At 67.8% G+C, this 17,646-nt stretch carries 16 protein-coding genes; 7 read left to right on the top strand and 9 right to left on the bottom strand.

Going from position 1 to position 17,646, the window contains the following annotated elements; genetic code table 11:
• Positions 1–54 precede the first annotated feature (54 nt).
• On the top strand, positions 55–1,278 hold the full coding sequence (locus DL991_RS30640) for a helix-turn-helix domain-containing protein (RefSeq protein ID WP_125787837.1): 1,224 nt from the start codon (positions 55–57) through the stop codon (positions 1,276–1,278).
• Here DL991_RS30640 and DL991_RS30635 read toward each other — a convergent pair.
• Positions 1,237–2,088 carry a helix-turn-helix transcriptional regulator gene (locus DL991_RS30635; RefSeq protein WP_125787836.1) on the bottom strand — a complete coding sequence of 284 codons (852 nt, stop codon included), beginning with the start codon at positions 2,086–2,088 and terminating at the stop codon, positions 1,237–1,239. The two genes, DL991_RS30640 and DL991_RS30635, sit on opposite strands and share 42 nt — an antisense overlap.
• 85 nt (positions 2,089–2,173) lie before the next feature.
• Here DL991_RS30635 and DL991_RS30630 point away from each other — a divergent pair, with 85 nt between their 5' ends.
• Positions 2,174–2,953 (top strand): SDR family NAD(P)-dependent oxidoreductase, encoded by a 780-nt coding sequence (locus DL991_RS30630; RefSeq protein ID WP_125787835.1) that lies wholly within the window; start codon positions 2,174–2,176, stop codon positions 2,951–2,953.
• 100 nt (positions 2,954–3,053) lie between these two features.
• Complete coding sequence (locus DL991_RS30625) at positions 3,054–4,697, top strand: WXG100 family type VII secretion target (RefSeq protein ID WP_125787834.1); 1,644 nt, start codon at positions 3,054–3,056, stop codon at positions 4,695–4,697.
• A gap of 148 nt (positions 4,698–4,845) precedes the next feature.
• On the opposite strand, the gene DL991_RS30620 is transcribed toward DL991_RS30625, so the two are convergent.
• Together DL991_RS30620 and DL991_RS30615 are read right to left on the bottom strand one after the other, a co-directional pair.
• Complete coding sequence (locus tag DL991_RS30620; RefSeq protein WP_125787833.1) at positions 4,846–5,532, bottom strand: hypothetical protein; 687 nt, start codon at positions 5,530–5,532, stop codon at positions 4,846–4,848.
• Between the two features lie 442 nt (positions 5,533–5,974).
• Positions 5,975–8,749: a BTAD domain-containing putative transcriptional regulator gene (locus DL991_RS30615; protein ID WP_125787832.1), complete on the bottom strand. Its 2,775-nt coding sequence runs from the start codon at positions 8,747–8,749 to the stop codon at positions 5,975–5,977.
• A gap of 90 nt (positions 8,750–8,839) precedes the next feature.
• On the opposite strand from DL991_RS30615, the gene DL991_RS30610 reads away from it, so the two are divergent.
• Together DL991_RS30610 and DL991_RS30605 are read left to right on the top strand one after the other, a co-directional pair.
• Positions 8,840–10,051, top strand: a complete 1,212-nt coding sequence (locus DL991_RS30610; protein ID WP_125787831.1) for a hypothetical protein — start codon at positions 8,840–8,842, stop codon at positions 10,049–10,051.
• 27 nt (positions 10,052–10,078) lie between these two features.
• Entirely contained in the window at positions 10,079–10,501 is a 423-nt protein-coding gene (locus DL991_RS30605) for a hypothetical protein (RefSeq protein ID WP_125787830.1), read from the top strand.
• Positions 10,502–10,529: 28 nt separating this feature from the next.
• On the opposite strand, the gene DL991_RS42720 is transcribed toward DL991_RS30605, so the two are convergent.
• Positions 10,530–10,703 (bottom strand): hypothetical protein, encoded by a 174-nt coding sequence (locus tag DL991_RS42720; RefSeq protein WP_158634471.1) that lies wholly within the window; start codon positions 10,701–10,703, stop codon positions 10,530–10,532.
• 1,069 nt (positions 10,704–11,772) lie between these two features.
• On the opposite strand from DL991_RS42720, the gene DL991_RS30600 reads away from it, so the two are divergent.
• Complete coding sequence (locus DL991_RS30600; protein ID WP_125787829.1) at positions 11,773–11,958, top strand: hypothetical protein; 186 nt, start codon at positions 11,773–11,775, stop codon at positions 11,956–11,958.
• 1,043 nt (positions 11,959–13,001) lie between these two features.
• Here the strand turns inward: DL991_RS30600 and DL991_RS43065 are convergent.
• The 4 genes from DL991_RS43065 to DL991_RS30580 form a co-directional block, all read right to left on the bottom strand.
• Positions 13,002–13,262, bottom strand: coding sequence for a hypothetical protein (locus DL991_RS43065; RefSeq protein ID WP_199746718.1), 261 nt, complete (start codon positions 13,260–13,262; stop codon positions 13,002–13,004).
• A 378-nt stretch (positions 13,263–13,640) separates the two neighbouring features.
• The gene (locus DL991_RS30590) at positions 13,641–14,357 is read right to left on the bottom strand and encodes a class I SAM-dependent methyltransferase (protein WP_125787828.1); all 717 of its coding nucleotides are present in this window, start codon (positions 14,355–14,357) and stop codon (positions 13,641–13,643) included.
• A gap of 185 nt (positions 14,358–14,542) precedes the next feature.
• Positions 14,543–15,313, bottom strand: coding sequence for a dienelactone hydrolase family protein (locus tag DL991_RS30585; protein ID WP_199746719.1), 771 nt, complete (start codon positions 15,311–15,313; stop codon positions 14,543–14,545).
• Positions 15,314–15,367: 54 nt separating this feature from the next.
• Positions 15,368–16,114, bottom strand: coding sequence for an MBL fold metallo-hydrolase (locus DL991_RS30580; protein WP_125787827.1), 747 nt, complete (start codon positions 16,112–16,114; stop codon positions 15,368–15,370).
• A 90-nt stretch (positions 16,115–16,204) separates the two neighbouring features.
• Here DL991_RS30580 and DL991_RS30575 point away from each other — a divergent pair, with 90 nt between their 5' ends.
• The gene (locus tag DL991_RS30575) at positions 16,205–16,825 is read left to right on the top strand and encodes an ABATE domain-containing protein (protein WP_125787826.1); all 621 of its coding nucleotides are present in this window, start codon (positions 16,205–16,207) and stop codon (positions 16,823–16,825) included.
• Here DL991_RS30575 and DL991_RS30570 read toward each other — a convergent pair.
• Positions 16,789–17,604, bottom strand: coding sequence for a hypothetical protein (locus DL991_RS30570; protein WP_125787825.1), 816 nt, complete (start codon positions 17,602–17,604; stop codon positions 16,789–16,791). The genes DL991_RS30575 and DL991_RS30570 overlap by 37 nt on opposite strands.
• Positions 17,605–17,646 lie beyond the last annotated feature (42 nt).

Raw genomic sequence — 17,646 nt, 5'->3', positions numbered from 1 at the left:
AGACCACTAGAACGGAGGCGCGCGTTCTTGATCGGAGTTTTGTAGGTTCCCTCTATGACGAAGGCGCCGCCACAGCCATGGCGCAGGCTGGACGCCTCGGTGCTGACCCGGTTGGAGCCGGACACCGCCGCGATCGCGTCCGCCGCGATGGATCAGGTCCGCGCCGGGCTGCGGACCCCGCTGGACGACCGGACGGCGGCGAACCTCCAAGTCACCCTCGACGTCGCCCTGCACGCCTTCTTCAGCGAGATCGGCCATCCCGACACCACCACCGATCGCCAGGTCTACCGGGCGCAGGGCCGGGCCCAGCACACCGCCGGCCGCAGCCTCGAGGAGATGCTCGGCTTCTACCAGTCTGCGGCGCTGGGGGTCTGGCGGCAGCTCACCTCGGCGGCACCGGCCGTGGACCTGCCGACCCAGGCGATCGTCGAACTCGGCGAGGCGCTTTTCGCCTTCATCGCGGAACTCTCGGCCGCGGCCGCCGACGGGTACGCCGAAGCGCGGTCGCAGGCGGCGCGGGCCGGGCAGGCGCGTCGGGACCGCCTCCTCGGCCTCCTTCTCGCCGAACCGGCCGCCGCCAGGGACGTGCTCGACGACGCCGCGAGCCAGGCCGCGTGGATACTGCCCGGCCGTCTCGTCATCGCCGTCACCAGTGCCGATGCCGCCCCGCAGCTGCTGGACCGGATGCCGGGGCGGGTGCTGATCGGCCGTCACCACGACCTGACCGCCGTGGTCATGCCCGCCGACCGGCTCGAGTGGTACCTCGGCCGGTTGCGGGACCTGCTCGGCGACGACCAGGCCGGGGTGGGGCCGGTCGTGCCGCTTCACTTCGCCGCGCTCAGCGCCCGCCGGGCGAGCGCGTTGTGGCGGCTGACCCGCACCGGCGCCCTCGGCGGCGACCCCCTCGTCCACACCACCGATCACCGCATCGACCTGCTGCTCACCGCCGATCCCGAACTCGCCGCCGAGTTCTCGAAGGAGGTCCTCGCCCCGCTGGCCGGTCTGCCCGAACCGGCGAGGCGACGGCTCACCGCGACCCTCGCGGCGTGGCTCGCGCGGCCGGATCAGCCCCAGGCGATCGGTATCGAACTGCACGTCCACGTCCAGACCGTCCGGTATCGCATCCGGCAGTTGCGGACGCTGTTCGGCGGCACGATCGACGATCCGGCAGGCCGGTTCGCGCTGGCGATCGCACTGAGGATCGACCCATTGGTATCGAGGGAACCTACAAAGCGCTCAGAGCGGGACGTCCATCCGCTGCGTCCCGACGACCGATAGCAGCCGCAACGCGTTCTCCGACGGCGTGCCAGGGTCGGCGGTGTAGATCAGGACCTGCTGGTCGCGGTCGCTGATGTCGAGGACGTCGCAGTTGACGCTGACCGGGCCCACCACCGGATGCCGGAAGGTCTTGCACAGGGTCGGCGCGGCACAGACGTCGTGCGCGGCCCACAACCTGGCGAATTCCTCGCTGCCGTCGAGGAGTTCCCGGATCAGCCCGGTGACTTCGGGATCGTCGGGATAGCGGCCGGCGGTGGCCCGGAGATTCCGGACCGCGCTCGCCGAGAACTCGTCGGCGTCGGACACTCCGTACAGCCGGCGTCCCTCCGGGCGGGGCCCGAGGAATGCGCGGCGCAGAAGGTTGCGGTCACGCTGTGGCAGGGCGGAGAAGTCCTCCATCAGGGCCGCGGCGAGGTCGTTCCAAGCGAGCACGTCATAAGTCGCCGAGAGCACGATCGCCGCCGCCTGCGGAAGGCGGTGCAACAGCGCGAGAATGCTCGGCCGGACCTCCCGGGACGGGCCTGGTGGTGGCCCCGGCGGCGCGCCTGCCAGGTGATGCAGGTGATCGCGTTCCGCGTCCGACAGCCGTAGCGCCCTGGTCAGCCCGGCCAGCACCTCACGAGAAGGCCGGGGACCGCGGGCCTGCTCCAGCCGCGTGTAGTACTCGGTCGAGATGAACGCCAGCTGAGCCACCTCCTCGCGGCGCAGGCCCGGCGTGCGGCGGCGTGGCCCGGCGGGAAGGCCGACGTCAGCCGGAGCGATCCCCTCGCGCCTGCTGCGCAGGAAGTCCGCCAGTTGTCCTCTGTCCACCACTCCAGTGTGGACGATGCCGGTACGTCAGCCAGGTACCGCCGATGCCTGGATAGCCACCGAGAGGCGGTGAAGTCTCGGTGGCATGACCACGACAACAACTTTTTCGGGCCTGCTGGACGGCAAGGTCGCCTTCGTCACCGGCGCCGGCCGCGGTATCGGCGCCGCCGCCGCGCGGCTGTTCGCCAGGGAGGGCGCGCGTGTCGTGCTCGCCGCCCGCACCGAGTCCCAGCTCAAGGCCGTCGCCGAGGAGATCCGCGCGGAGGGCGGCGTCGCGGACCACGTGGTGTGCGACCTCGGCGACGCTTCGAGCGTCCGCGCGGCCGTCGACCGCGCGGTGGAACTGCACGGCAGGCTCGACGTCGCCTTCAACAACGGCGCGACGAACGTGCCGCCCGGCCCGATGGACCAGGTCACCGAAGCCGACTTCGACCGCATCTACGCGGTGAACCTCAAGGGCCCGTGGCTGGCGATGGTCGCCGAGATCGAGGCGATCCGGGCCACCGCGAAGACCGGGGCCATCGTCAACAACACCAGTGTCGGCAGCCTGATGGCCAACCCGGAACTCCCCGCGTACGGCGCGATGAAACGCGGCGTCAACAGCCTCACCGCTTCAGCGGCCGCCACCTACGGCCCGGAGGGGATCCGGATCAACGCCGTCGCACCCGGCACGACGATGACCGAGATGTTCACCGAGTGGGTCGAGAGTTCGCCGGGCATCCTCGACCGGCTCAACGCGAGCACTCCGCTGGGTCGGGTGGCCGAACCCGAGGAGGTCGCCCAGGCCGCGGCGTGGCTGCTGAGTGACCGCGCCTCCTATGTGACCGGCACGGTCCTGCGGGTGGACGGCGGCATGCTGTCCTGAGCGGGTGGCGGGGTGGGTGATGCGCGGGAACCGGTGTCCGCCTGGCGGCGTCTGAACGCGCACGACCCACCCTGAACAGGGGTTGCCCGAGGAGAAGCCGATGCCGTTCCTGGATCCCGAACCGCTCTACGCCAAGCTCACCTCGGGCGACGCGGCAGGCATCGCCGAGGTCGGCACCACCATCGCCGACGCGAAGCGGTCGTTGCAGACCGTCGCGGACGGGATCTCCGACGGCGCTCTGCGAGCGGCACGGTCCTGGCGCGGTACGGCGTCGGCGGAGTTCGTCGGCAAGGCGAAGGAGTCTTCGCGAGACCTCGCCGAGGTGTACGCCCAGCTCGCCACCGCGGAGGTGGCTGTCAAAGGCGCCGCGCAGGCGTACTCCGCGCTGCGAAGCTCGGCGGAGACGGCCATCGCGCCGTGGCGGAAGCTGGGCCTGAGCGATCTCCTCGAAGCACCGGAGATCGCGATGAAGACCGTCCACGCTCTGACCGCCGCGCAGCAGACCTACGAAGGCAAGCTGAACGCCCTGGCGGCCACGACCGGCGGCGGCTGGGACAGCGACGGTAATGCCGACATCAGCGGCGTCAACCCCGGCCAGCCGTGGACCTCCCAGGGATTGGCCTACGACGGCAAGAACCTGCTCGTCGGCTCATACCACGACGGCGACGGAGACGGGTCCGGCGACACCCCGCTCGGTCCGGGGCTGACACCGAGCAGGCTGACCTACGTCGACTACGAGACGGGCCAAGAAGCGGGGAACGTCTATCTCGACGGCAACGGCGAGGTAGGCGCGCCCACGCACACCGGCGGCGTCGCGACGGACGGCGAACACGTCTGGGTGTCGTCCAACGAACACGTGTACGTCTACGACAAGGCCGAACTCGACGCCGCACAGGACAGCGGCAAACCGGTCAACGCCATCGACGTGGTTCCGACGCCCGCACACAGCTATGTCACCTACGCCCAAGGCAAGCTCTTCGTGGGCGACTACAAGAACAACCAGCTCTACGAAATCCCCCTCGACCCGAACGGCTCAGGCTCACCCCAGCCGGACAAGGCCGGAGAGCCGATCGAGACACCGAACAACGTCCAGGGTGTCGTGGTGCGCGACGACGAGTTCATCTTCTCCTCCTCCGACGGGCACAGCGGCAAGTTCTACAAACAGGACCGGACGCCGGAGTGGTACGACTTCAACGATCGCGAAGAGATCGAACTGAAGGGCGGCGAGCCGGGCAACGAAGACGGCTACGACTCGCACGGTGTCGAGGAAGCCGTCGAGATCGACGGTGAGATCGTGCTGGCACACGAATCCGGCGCCTACGGCTACCAGAAGAACCCGGGCGAGAAGTGGGACGAGCCCGAGCTGACGAGGATCTCGCTGGACGAGCTGGGCCTCGACCCGGACGGCGCGCTCTCCCCCGGCGAGGCCGGGTACGAAACCGACCCCGACTCGCTGGTCGGCGCCGCCGGTGTCCTGGACGGGGCGACGTCCACGTTGAGCGGCGCGGCCGGCGCCGTGTCGCGGCTGCAACTGGTGTCGCGGCTGCTCGGCGAGGTTCCCGCCGCGGCCACCTTCAGCGACACGATGACCAAGCACTTCACCGCGGCCGGCGATCGGCTGACTGCGGGCGTGGAAACGGTCGGCGGGATCGCGGACAGCCTGGTCACCGGCGCCGACACGTACCGGCGCAGCGAAGACGGGATCACTGAGGGCCTGGACAAGCTCGGGAAAGCCCTTCCCTGACCCAGCCGAGCTCAGGGGCGCTTCGCGAGCGCGTAGGCGAGTGCCGGGACGAACTCGCCGGCGCGACTGGCGGGAGCCTCTCCGCATGGTCCATCGGAGAGGCCTGGAGTGGTGAGCCAGAGCAGTTGCAGCTTGTCGCGCTCGGGCCTCAGGACCTGGTTCTGTCCCCGGCGGTCGGTGCTCCGCCGCGGCTGCTGTCGGCCACCATGAAGTAGTCGTTCCTGCCTGTGGCGGCCAGCAGGTGGTGGCGGATGGCGCTCGCGTTCACGGTCGCTGTGGTCTCGTCGTAGCCACGAACGTTGACCGCGAATCCGTCCACGTCTCGCCCCGCCGAGGCGACCTTCTCCGCGGCAGCCGCCGGTGAGGGCGAGTCGGAGACATCGAGAAGGACGATGGTCCGAGCGAGCGCGCCGAGGATCTTCGCGGCCGCGGTCGAACACCCCTCGCCCACTCGGATCACCACCAAGGCACGCGCCTCCCCGATGCCGGCCGCGATCCCGTCGAGCCATGCGCGGTGGTCTGTCTCGCACGCTTCCGCCTGCTTCGGGGCCACCAGGAGGATCGGCATCGTGTCGGTGCCGGCGGCCCGGCCGACGATCTGTTTCACCTGGTCTGGTGCGCGAACGACCTGAGCGGCCGGCTGTGAGGCGATCTGCTCGCGAATGACGTCGGCTTCGGGACCGGGCGGCGCCGAGCGCGCCCAGACAGCGGCCGGGTTGTCCTCGTCGACGTAGAAGTCGCTCGCGGAGCCGAGCAAGGGAAACGGCGCCGCGACGACGGGCGGGTCGATCGCGTACCCCTCCGGCCCGCACGCCGAGACAAGGGCGAGCAGCACGACGAGAGCCAACTGACGCCTGCGGCACCCCGCCGACGTTGTCCCTCCTCCTCTGTGACGTCTCACTGCAATGAGAAATCCCGTCTCGTTTACTGTGAAACCGATTTTGGCGGTTGGCCTGCCGGCGTAGACGTCATATTCCCCAACCGCGATCGTTGTCGAGAGCGTCCTGGTAGCGGCCGAGCTTGGCGCAGATGTTGCCTTCGGTCACAGCTTCGGCGCGTGAGCTGTTCGACGTCGCCGGATACGGACGTCGTCGCGGCGGCGCCACCTTGCAATACTCGCCCGGCCCTGCGCGCTGGCCGGATAGCCCATTGCTGAGGCCTTGGTACACCAGTACTCACCGTTCCACCACGCTCGCCGCCGGGGACTGTTGCCAGAAGTTGCAGTTCTGGTTGATCGTTGCGGCCACGGCCTCGCGCGGCTCATAGCGGCACCACGGTCAAAGACGATTGATCTTGGCGCGGACGGTGTCCACGTCTGGATGGGCGAGCTGGTCCAGAATCGTCGCCGCCCGTTTCCAGGCTGCCAGGGCCTGGCCGGATCGGTCATCTGCTTGGAGCGCGTCTCCGAGCTTATGAAGAGTATCGGCCTCGTGGTAGTTGTCGCCGAGTTCGCGGAACAACGCGAGGGCGTCGCGGAGGCAGCCGACGGCGTCGGCGTGCTCGCCCTGCTGGTGATGGACGTATCCAAGGCAGCGCAGTGTGTGCGCGGCGCCGTCCTGGTTGCCGAGCGTGTGGAGCAGTTCCAGTGCTTCGCGGCAGTGGGTGAGCGACTGGGGGTACCGGCCAAGAAGGGCCTCGCACCCACCCAGCGCGCTGAGGCTGAACGCCTCCCAGACGGGGTTGCCGCTCGCCCGGTAGAGCTCCAGTGCGACGCTGCAGTGGTCGACGGCTTCGGCGGGACGCTCCCGCTGCATGCACACCTGGGTGAGTGAGAAGCGGATGGCCGCCTGGCCGCCGAGGTCGCCGAGGTCGGCATAGCGACGCAGGGCCGTGTGCAGGTGCTCGAAGGCCTCCTCGTACTGGTGCAGGATGGCCTGTCCGCGTCCGAGCAGGTGGTGGCTGATGGCCTGGGCGTTGGGGTCGTCCAGCCGGTCGGCAGCCGTGAGGGCGGTCTGTTGCGTGGTGACTCGCAGTGTCCACAATCCCTGCCGATTCAGGAAGGTGCTCAGCGTCCACGGCAATTGCCAAGCGTGCGTGTCGAAGCCGTTGCGGACCGCCAGTTCGATCGCGGCGAGCACGTTGGCCTGCTCGGCGGTCAACCACTGCATCGCTTGCCGGTAGTCGGCGATCCGGCGGATCGCGACGTGGCGCTGAGGAGCGGGGAGCACGATCGGGTCCCAATGTGGCGCCAGGTATCGCTCCGCCGCGAAGCCGGCGTGCAGGTAGTGGTCCAGGGTCCGGTGGATGGCCGCATGCCGCGTCCCGCTGTCCTCGTCGGCGACCAGTTCGCCCGCGTAGGCGCGAAGCAGGTCGTGGGACCGGTACCTGCCGGGCAGATGTTCCTCCAGCAGATGCGTCTGTGCCAGCTCCGCAAGCAGGGAACGGGTCTCGATCAGACCGAACCCTGCCAGCGAGGCCGCCGGGTACAGGGCGATGTCAGGTCCAGGATGGAGCCCGAGCAGTCGGAACAGACGGGCGGCCCGGCGGCTGAGTGCCTGGTAGGACCAGGAGAGCACCGCCCGCACGTCGCCGGCCGGCTCGTCCGTGGCGAGGATGTCGAGCCGGTCGTGCTCGTCGCGTAACTCCTCGGCGAGGGCGTGCAGGGAGAACCCTGGATTGGTCATCGCGCGGGCGGTGGCGATCCCCAGCGCGAGCGGTAGCCGCGCGCAGTGCTCGATCAGTTCCGCCGCGGCCGCCGGTTCGGCGGCGACCCTGTCCTGGCCGAGCCTGCGGGTCAGCAGGGCGGTGGCCTCGACCTCGCTCAACGTCTCGAGGGAGACCGGAGTGGCGTTGTGCCGTGCCACCAATCCGGATAGACGACTACGGCTGGTGACCAGCACGAGGCAGCTGGGACTGCCCGGCAGCAGCGGCAGGACCTGCTCGGTGTCGCGCGCGTTGTCGAGCACGAGGAGCAGCCGGCGGTTGGCCAACAGGCTGCGATAGAGGGCCGCTTGGGCGGCATGGTCGGCCGGGACCCGTTCTGGCGGCACCTCCAAGGAAGCCAGCAAGGACCGGATGACATCCGCGGGTGCCAGCGGGTTGCCTGCCGGGTCGAAGCCGCGCAGATCCGCGTAGAGCTGCCCGCCGGGGAACCGATCGAGGTTGTCGTGCGCCCATCGCAGGGCGAGCCAGGTCTTGCCGATCCCGCCCGTGCCGCTGATCGCTGTGATCACCGCGCTGCCGGGATCGGCATCCAGTGCCTTGTCCAGGACAGCGATCTCGTCGGCGCGGCCGACGAAATGCGCTGGTGGCGCCGGAAGCTGGCGCGGCGTTGGCGATGAGACCACGTTGATCGCGCCACGGCCGGCTGCCGGGAGGGACAGGGACGGCGCGGCGGAGAGGATCCGTTGGTGCAGGCTCCGCAGCTCAGCGCCGGGGTCGGCACCCAGCTCATCGGCCAGCCGCGCACGGACGCGCCGGAAATGCTCGAGTGCGTCAGCCTGCTTGCCGCCGCGGTACAACGCCAGCATGAGCTGGCCTGCCAGGTACTCGTCGAGCGGGTGCTCCGCGGCCTCGTCACGCAGGTCGGCCAGCAGTTCGACATGGCGGCCGAGGTCCAGCGCGAGGTCGTTGCGGCGCAGCTGTGCGGTGACCTTCTCCGCCTGTAGCCGGTCACGGATCGAGCTGAACCAAGGCGTGTCCAGGCCTGCGAACGGCTCACCCCGCCACAGTCGCATCGCCTGCTCGATCAGCGACAACGCGGTCTCGTCATCGGTGGCCGCGTCTGCCTCACCGACGAGCCGGCGGAATCTGTGCATATCGACCGCGTCCCTGTCCAACGCAAGAAGATAGCCGCCGGTCTGCCGGGTGATCGCCGCGGACGCGGCGATCACCCGGCGCAACCGGGACAGATAGCTGTAAAGCGCGTGACGTGCACGTGCGGGAGCCTGGGCGCCCCACACCCGGTCCACGAGCGAGTCCGTCGTCACGGCGGTGTTGGCGTCAGCCAGCAGAGCCGCCAGCACGCCACGCTGGCGATGGTGACCCAAATCGACCGGCCGGTCGGCGCGCAGGGCCTCGACACGGCCAAGCACCTGGAATGTAAGCCCCACCAACCCCCTCCCCGGCGTGCCTGCGATTCGCCTGTATAGCGGATGCGTCCGGTGAGATGCAAGACCGGCACAGGGTTCCTACAGGGTCGGATGCGCACCATGGTGCCGCACACTGCCGTGGCGCGTGAACAGCCTGGCGTGCTCGGTCAGTGCTACGACAAGGAATGGGGAGGATCCGTGTCATTTACCGTAGACCCAGATGTTCTGGACAAGTACGCCGAGTTCCTGGAGGACGTCTCGGGCGGCGCGGTCGAAGTTGAGCAGCTCGTCACCAAGGAAACCAAGATGAGCGCTCACGACGAAGGGCTTATCAACGCCCTTTGCTTGGGTCACGAAACCATTGTCGAATCAATGGCGGAACGCACCCGGCAGATGGACCGGATCGCCCGGGGTTCCTGCAGCGAGATGCATCGTGTCGCCGAATACTACCGAGAGGAAGAAAAGTCGAACGCGGCCAAGCTCGCCAAGATCGACGAGGGCTATCCGGAGTCTGACTTCTACCTGGGGAAGTACGAGGGTCGAGGTGGAGACGAGCGGTCACATGCGCCGTCGAGCACCAAATGGACCAAGTTCGAGGACATCAAGAGTGAACTGAAGCTCGACCCCATCCCCTCCAAAGAGGAGATGATCGGTAGCAAAGTCGAGTTCTGGGCACGCAACAGCCTCAACGGGACAAGTGTCGTCGGGGCCGCTCGGTTGGTTTTGGAAAACCTCATTGGCTTCGACTTCATTCAGTCGATCCGCGAATGGTGGATCGGCGAATGGGAGGCGTGGGCAAAGTGCGCGACCGTATGGAAGTCATGCGCCAAGGGTGTGGAGTTGATCGCGGAGAACGTTCACGATGCCACCGATAGCCTCCATGGCAGCTGGGAGGGGATGGCCGCGGACGCAGCTCATGTCTACTTCGAGAAGTTTCGCGACGCGATCTACACCGAAGCCGACGCCTTCAGCGCTCTCCAGCAAGGCTACGAACTCGTCATGGAGTTCATCTTTGAGATACATCTCCTTTTTGACGATGTCGTGAACACTGTCTTGGATATTGTGTTCACAATATTGACTGCGGGCAGCGCCAAGGGGCTGACTATGGCCACTGTGATCAAGGAAGCGTTCCAAGGTGGATGGGTTGAAAAAATAATCAACTGTGTCAGCTATGCCGGAGCGCTGGCGTCCATAGTTTCCGACTTTGTCAAGATTTTTGAGACGCTGAGCGAAGCCGCCGACCTCGAAGAGGTTCCTGCGTGCGATTTCGGCAAGCTCAAGGACCATCACTACCAGCACCCCGGTGACGGCGAAGAATTCTGATCAGTCGCAACCCTGGAAGGAACGCTCATGGACCGCTCGATTCTTGACCGACTCCCCCGTTCGCCGATTGACCATGACGAGATCCGACGCTTCCAAGAAGAGACCCTTCGGGAAGTTGCCAAGGGAGGTGGCGACCGCGTGTTCGCCGAGATGGCACGCGAGGTGCAGGCAGGCCACATGACTCTTCGCGAGGCTGCGGACAGCCTCGCCTACCGCGACGCGTTCGCTCGCGCCGCCGACGAATTCGCCGAGGCGTTGGAACCGCTGAGCCCGGAGGAGATCCAGCAGTTGGCCCAGGACAGAGCCGCACCGCCGGCCGTCGACAATATCGCCGAGGCGACGCCGGACACGTCGACCGCGAATGCCGCTGCGCCGCCCTCGCCGCCCGCTACGCAAGAGGACGGCGACGACGACTACTCCCATCGAACGATCATGTCGGTCCGGCGCTGACCGAACGCAGTACATGCGCGGGTGTGGATCAGAGTGAATCGCGCCCGCCGCCCGACTTCTCCATGGAGCTGTTCACGGCATTCCAGAAGGCGATGTCGTTCGCGACCTTCAATGCCAACATTGTGCCGTGCCCGACCAGCGCGCCATGGCCGCCGACCTGTTCACCGCCGCGGCTCGCGGTGAGGCGGAAGAGATCGTGCACGAGGTACCTCTGTTGTGGCGAGAAGTACTGGATCACAGGAAGCTGGAAGTAGGCGAGGTGCTCGGCAAAATCGCGCTCACGCCCTCGGGAAGCTAGATCATGCGGCCACGCGGGTGGCTCAAACCTCGGTCACCGTTCACGCGCAATGTGTCATTGCCTCGCACGAGCGTCCACTCATGCCGCCGAGCGGTCGTTCAGGAACGCGGCGGCGGCCCAACGAACCGCGTAATAACCCGTTCCACGTCTGCGCTGGTGTCGGTGGTCCCACGACTGACGACGTGGTGGTCCCTCGGTCTTGGCAGCCGACAGATCGAAGCCTCTCCAGTCGACGGGCGGGCAGCTCTCCACGGGCTACGGCCACGTCTGTCTAGAGCCACGCTGCGTAACCGGGCGCGGCCGGATAACTCCCCGCCAACTGGCCGCCAGTGGGGAGTTGGAACTGGCCACCGACACCCCGGCAACCGGATCCGCTGAAGTCCCGATCGACGTCGACCCAGCACATTCTCCCCTCACGTGCACATCGATCTAGGGAGAGGAGGTCGACCGATCTTCATCTCGACCGGCGCGACATCGGCCACCTAGCGCGTCTCCACTTACGTCCGGCCAACAGATCTTCGCCCGAACAGGGACACGCGCGGGCGGCCTACGGCAGGTCAGGCGTCGCTGACGCTGGTGTCTCCACCAGGTCGTCGCCAAGGAGAAATTGCCATCCTCATCTTTCACTCGTGTTCACGTGTTCGCTAGTCCGTTTTGCCGGTTTACGCGATACGCGTATCTAGTTTCGCGCGTGCTATGCGCGAAACTGAGCTCACGTGGAGGCACGGTGATAATGCCCCTTATGACTGAGTACCGGGGAAATGGGATCGAATGACGGCGAGAACGGCCCGCCCGGAGGCGACGGAGACCGAACGGAAGACACCAGGAGGGACGAGTTAGGCGCTCAGCGGACAACTGAGAGCGTTTTGCCTGGTCAGCGCCACGTTTTCGGCAGCGCGAAAAGGCCTGGAGCCGTGCTCCCCCGGCCCATACGTTCGGGCGTGCGGATAACCGACCGTTTCGAGGGGACATCATGAGGAACTTGCTTCGGAAAACTTTGCTCGTACTGCCGGGCGTCGCCGCGGCGACACTGCTCGGCGCCGGCGGCGTGGCGGGGGCCGCGCCTGCGGGCGCGCAGACCGACTGCCTCGCCGCGGCGCTGGAGGCTGTGGAGCAGGGCGTGACGGTGTTGTGCGAGCAGGGTCGGCGCATCGCCTGACCAGGTGATGCGCCGACCCGTTGCCGATGGCGCGGCTACGCGGTCATCGGGGCGGTCGTCGGAACGGACTCCGACGCGGGGCGCGGGGCCGGGATCACGCTGTTCGCGCTGCTGGTGTGGTGCTTGCCCGCAGCCCGCAGCAGGCTGTCGTGGATGCCGTCGGCGTAGAGCAGCCCGCCCAGGTCGCGGCGGGTCTTGGCGGTCCGGCAGTCGGCGCGGAACCCGGCCGCGCCTAGTAGCGTTCGGCGGCGGAGTTCGCGGTGTCGACGCCGTGCGCTTTCATCGCCGCGCCCCACAGTTCGGCGTCGTCGTGCCCGGTGTCGGCCAGGTGGGAGGCCACGGCGGTGCCGAGCAGCGCGGTGACCAGTTGGGCGTGCGGCCCGACGACACCCCGGTCCGGCCGCGCCCACCGACGCCGACAAGCAGGCCGCCATCGAACGTGGAAAACGCGCTTATGGCGGTCCTCTGAGACTGCCCGACGCACCTACCGTGAACATGTGACACTACCGGATCTACTGGTCAGGGCGTTCCTCGTGCTGGTCATCGCGGGTTTACTCGCGCTCTTATGCGGCATGGGGTACCTCGTTGTCCGGTCCAACCTGGAGAGTGCGAGGCGCAAAGCTGAGTCGGAGCGGGAGTTGGAGGAGCGGCTGCGGCGCGACCAGGAACGTGCACGCGACGCGCGCAGACGGCACGACGAGCTCAGACGTCGTCTGGACAACTCTTCGTCAGGCATGGTGGACAAAGTCGACGACGCAAGGAAAGCGCTTCTAGCAAGGAAAGCGCTCAAACGAAAAGATGAGATGTTCGCGCGAGAACGCAGGCGCAACCGGGGCTCTGGCGACAGCACTCCGCCTCCGCCTGGGTTCTGATCAACCGCCGCGAGCCGCTCGCGGGGGTGCGTCGCAGCATGCTGGGCAGGCCGTTCGGCGCCGGAGCGGCGAATTCGTCGCCGCTGGCGGATCTCGGTGCTCAGGAGCCTGGGAACCAGGGGGACCGCCGGGATACGGGAGAAACCTGCCAAGTGGTCGGGTAGTGCCTGGTCAGGCGTCGGTGTCGGCGAGGGCGCGGTAGAGCGAGGCGACGGAGGGGTGCTGTCCGGCGTTCTTGCCGGTCTTGATGGTCAGCTTCTTCACGGCGCGATCGGGTTCGGCCAGGCGATCACGGCGTCGGCGTCGAAGGCGGAGGCGGTCACGGCGGCCGAGGGCGACGCGTGATGGCACGGCCTCGACCACCGCGGCCGCCGATGGACGCTGTACTCGCCCGACCCCGACTACGCCGCCCTGTTCGCCCCCGCCGCTCACCAACTCGACCTGGACCTCGACGTGTTCGCTGCGAAGTTCCCCGGCTGGAACAGCGGATGGCGCGTGAGCTGACCAACGACGCGCGATGCGGCAGACCGGCTCCGGATCACCGGGCGTGCACGGGCGTTCGGGCATCCGCGCTGGTCACTTCGAACAATGACACGCGATCGCCGCAGCGTCGACGTCAACCTCGCCGTCGTACACGGCAAAAGTCGCAGCACGGCGGTCGGGCACCCAGTCCTGACGGGCGAAACTCCACGCCGTTATCCAAACGTTGCAACCCGATGCTTGCCGATAGAAGAGCATGCCTCTGACCAGCATGATCAAGGCTTAGCGCTGATTTTCGTTCCGATGTTCCTCAAACCCCGCCACGTCCTGTCATACGGCTTCGAGGACGAAGAACAGGAAGCCTATGAACGCGGTCTTGCCCGCGAGTTCCTCGGGAAAACGCTCGTGAGCGCCGGGTGCCGGGTAGGGCTCGCTGACGACGGTCGTCCGGAATCCTGCCGTGGTGAAGGCGTCGGTCATCGCGTGCAGTGGCCGGTGCCAGTACGTCAGCACGGCTTTCTGACCGCTGAAGGTGTACTCCTCAGACCACTGGACGGTCTTGAAGTAGTCGGCTTCGGGGTGGACCAGTTTGAAGATGGTGGGATGGTTGACGGCCATGATCAGCCGGCCGCCGGGCTTCAGCACGCGCCGGATCTCGGCCAGCGGCGCGGCCCAGTCTTCCAGGTAATGCAGCACCAGAGCGGCGATGACGTCGTCGAACGCGGCGTCGGGATACGGAAGCGGGCTACCCGCGTCGGCGACCTGAAGAGCAGCGTCCGCGCCCAGCCGCTTTCGGGCCAGCTCGACCATTTTCGCGCTGGAGTCGAAGCCGGCCACGATCGCACCCCGGTCGCGCAGTGCCTCGAACAGCGGGCCCGCTCCACAGCCCGCGTCGAGAATTCGCCTGCCTGTCACGTTTCCGGCCAGCTTCAGGATCGCCGGCCGCGTGTAGTAGGCGTTCATGAGACTGGTCTCGTTCTCGGCCGCATACGCTTCGGCGAAGACGTCGTAGTCGGTTTCCGCGAGGCTTTCGGGACTGATCGGCATATGGCCCAATATGGCACGAGTGGGCTACTCCCGGTCCGGGATTCGAACCTGGGCCCAATGACTCTCAGCGGCCGTGTTGTGAAAGCCACTTTCGCAACGTTGAAGGTTGCGAAAGTGGCTTTCACAACACAAAACCGACCCGCAGCAGCACGTCGGATTCGCGTTACCAAAGCAGGTGCCGGCGTCTAGGTCAGCGCGCTACCGAGAAGCGACAGCAGCCTTTCCCAATGGCGCTTCGATCCGGCTGGGTCATAAGCGTCGGTGTCGGACATGGTGAAACCGTGGACGGTGCCGGGGTAGATCTCGCAGCTGTAGCCGACACCGGCGGCGTCGAACGCGTGGCTGATCTCGGTGATGGCTTCGGGGGTCATGTCGTTCTCGGCGAGGCCGAGGTGGACTTGCGCGGTGAGTTTCGGGATCTGTCGGTGCGCGCTGTCGGGTTGGTCGGTGACCAGGGCGCCGGGGTGGAATCCGGCGACGGCGGCGACCTTGCCGGGGTGGGCTGTCGCGGTGCGCATCGCGAGGACGGCGCCCATGCAGTAGCCGATCGTGGCGACCGGTCCGGCGCTCACCTCGGGCTGGGCGGTGAGGAAGCCGAGGTAGGCGTCGGCGTCGCTCAGGGCGCGTTCGGTGGTGTGCGCCTCGACGAGGGGCATGATCTGGCCGAAGAGCGCCGGTCGGTCTTCGGCGGTGATCTGCTCGGGAAGGTCGAACACCGGTGCCGGGCGGTGCCGGTAGAAGACGTTGGGGACGAGTACGTAGTAGCCGTGTCCGGCCAGTTCGCGGGCCATGTCCCAGAGCACGGGTCGTGGCCCGAAGGCGTCCGGGTACAGGAGGACGCCCGGACGCGTCCCACCCTCGTCCGGGTATGCGGCGAAGGCGTCGGACTGACCGTCCGGCGTGGGAATGCTGAGTGTGGTGGCGGAAATGGCGATGCTCCCTTTTCTCGTCTGCATGCCCTTTCGAACGTAACCACGTTTTCGATCACGCGCCGCCACACCGGTGATGGATCACCGCAGCCGATCGGCCAGACCGGCGGAGGTGAACGCGGCCACCAGGTCTTCGCGGCCTTCGGTGAAGTGGCCCCAGCTGTCGATGTGCACGGGGACGACCGTACGGGCACCGAGGATTCGCGTCGCCTCCGCGGCCAGTGCGCTGTCGAGGACGAGCAGGGCGCCGTCGAAGACGGGCTTCAGTCGCGGGGCACCGGCGAAGAGCACGGCGGTGTCGACCGGGCCGAACCGGTCGGCGACCTGCCGGACGACGTCGAGCGAGGCGTTGTCGCCGCTGACGTAGACCGTCGGCAGGCCCTGGCCGGTGAGCACGAAGCCGACGACGTCGCCGGTGATCTTCTCCGCGCCTTCCGGTCCGTGGAGCGCGGGCGCGGCGGTCACGGTCACGGATCCGAGTTCGACGGTCTCCCAGGTCGCCAGCCCTTTCGCGGTGCCGCCCAGCCGGCCCGCGCCGCTGGGCGTGGTGAGGGTCAGTGGCACGTCGGCCAAGAATCGACGGCCTGAATCGTCGAGGTTGTCGGGATGCTCGTCGTGGGAGAGCAGGACGGCGTCGATGTGGCCGAGGTCCGCGGGTTTCACCGAGGCCGGGGCGGTCTTGGTGAGACCGGGCCTCCCGTCGGGCCTCGCGTAGTCGCCGGGCTCGTCGAAGGTCGGGTCGGTCAGGAACCGCAGGCCGCCGTACTCGATCAGCGCGGTCGGCCCGCCGATGACCTGGACGGAGAGCTGTTCGCTGATCTGGGTCATCTTCCACCTCACGGATAGGGATTACTCTTTCCGTGAGTGACCTTAGTCGGCCCTCACGGAAGAGTGCAACTACTTCCGTGAGGTTTCCTCATGGTTGAACCCACCGCCTACCATGAGAACGTGGACGACACCGCTGCCCTTCCCCCTGCTCCGGGCGCCGAGCAGTACGTCGCGCTGGCGCTCGCCAACACCACCATCGCGCTGCCCGGCGGCCAGTTCACCGACCTCCTCGGCACTCCGGCCGCCGCGACGGACTGGCTGGCCGCGCAGGGGCTCGCCCCAGTCGACGCCGGTCTGCGGGAGATGTGCGCTGGCCTGGTCCGTTCGCTGCGTGAACAGGTCCGGGTGCTGCTGGCGGCTGGGTCCTGCGCGGATCCGGCTCCGCAAAGCGCCCTCGACGCCGTCAACGACGCGCTGAGCAAGGCCCCGACCGCGGAACTCCTGCGCTGGGACCCCGTCCGGGGGCTGTACCGCACGGCCTCGCATCCGGTCACCCAGATCGTCGAGCACGCGTTGGCGACGCTCGCCGCCAACGCCGCGGACCTGCTGACCGGGCCGGACGCCGAGCGAATCACCGCCTGTGGGTCGCCGCCGTGCACTCGGTTCTTCCTGCGCAATGGACGGCGTCAGTGGTGTTCCGTGCGCTGTGGCGACAGGGCCCGCGCCGCCCGCGCCTACGCCAGGCGCTCGCAGCCGACCGGGGTTGCGTAGTCACCGGGCGGCAACGCGGGACGGCGGTGATGCTGCCAGAGACCGAGCAACGTCGTCCCCATGCCGAGTACGGCGTAGGCGATCAGCCAGCCGGTGAACTCGGTGGGAGGCCCGTCGCCGACAAGCGGGTCGTACAGGACGACCACCGCGTAGACGCCGGGTATCGCGAACTGGCTGTCCATGACGCGCAGCTCGGTGTCGACGGCCATCGAAGCCCTGTCTTCGGCATGGACGGGCCGCCGCAGTGTGCCGAGGAGGATCACCGAGCAGCACAGGGCGGCCCAGCCGAGCGCGAGGAGCCAGCCCGTCGCGTATGCCTTCGCCTTCGCCGGGGTGCTCAGGTGGACCGCGAGGGCCAGAGCGACGCCGCCGCCGAAAGTGACCACGAAGGAGGACGCGTACCAGCCGCCGAGGATCCCGAGGGCCGGCGGTCGTCGCCCGGACCGTCGATCCATCACCGGCAGCGGGCCCAGTTCCTGCTCGCGGCGCAGGTACGACCACCAGTGTGCGACCTGCAGGGCGCCACCGACGAAGCAGACGTAGACACTGCCCGGTGCCTCGCCGTCACGAAAGTCGAAGAACCCGTAAGCGACGCCCAGCAGGACACCCACCGCCAGCGCGGCGGCGAGCCGGCGGAACCGGCCGGGAACGGTCCGGCTCAGGCGGGGGCCGACCCGGGCGGCGAGGAGTCTCGACGGTGTCACCACCTCGACACCGCGTTTCGCCAGCCACCTCCTGGTCACCGCGATCTCTTCGAAGCTGAGTGCGCCCGTCGCCACTGTTCCCCCTAGCTCGTCTGCCGGGTTCACGCCCGGCGCCGC

The organism is Amycolatopsis sp. WAC 01375, from assembly GCF_003947325.1.
In the GTDB taxonomy this organism is placed as follows: domain Bacteria; phylum Actinomycetota; class Actinomycetes; order Mycobacteriales; family Pseudonocardiaceae; genus Amycolatopsis.
Note: the sequence above shows the minus strand (reverse complement) of the source record. Positions and strands in the feature narration are given on the sequence as shown.

Bases quoted from the DNA above. Each gene is read 5' to 3' on its own strand.
- DL991_RS30575 (WP_125787826.1), top strand. From the start codon at position 16,205: ATGGTTGAACCCACCGCCTACCATGAGAACGTGGACGACACCGCTGCC.
- DL991_RS30585 (WP_199746719.1), bottom strand. From the start codon at position 15,313: ATGCAGACGAGAAAAGGGAGCATCGCCATTTCCGCCACCACACTCAGC.
- DL991_RS30640 (WP_125787837.1), top strand. From the start codon at position 55: ATGACGAAGGCGCCGCCACAGCCATGGCGCAGGCTGGACGCCTCGGTG.
- DL991_RS30590 (WP_125787828.1), bottom strand. From the start codon at position 14,357: ATGCCGATCAGTCCCGAAAGCCTCGCGGAAACCGACTACGACGTCTTC.
- DL991_RS30630 (WP_125787835.1), top strand. From the start codon at position 2,174: ATGACCACGACAACAACTTTTTCGGGCCTGCTGGACGGCAAGGTCGCC.
- DL991_RS30600 (WP_125787829.1), top strand. From the start codon at position 11,773: ATGAGGAACTTGCTTCGGAAAACTTTGCTCGTACTGCCGGGCGTCGCC.
- DL991_RS30580 (WP_125787827.1), bottom strand. From the start codon at position 16,114: ATGACCCAGATCAGCGAACAGCTCTCCGTCCAGGTCATCGGCGGGCCG.
- DL991_RS30605 (WP_125787830.1), top strand. From the start codon at position 10,079: ATGGACCGCTCGATTCTTGACCGACTCCCCCGTTCGCCGATTGACCAT.
- DL991_RS30610 (WP_125787831.1), top strand. From the start codon at position 8,840: ATGCGCACCATGGTGCCGCACACTGCCGTGGCGCGTGAACAGCCTGGC.
- DL991_RS30625 (WP_125787834.1), top strand. From the start codon at position 3,054: ATGCCGTTCCTGGATCCCGAACCGCTCTACGCCAAGCTCACCTCGGGC.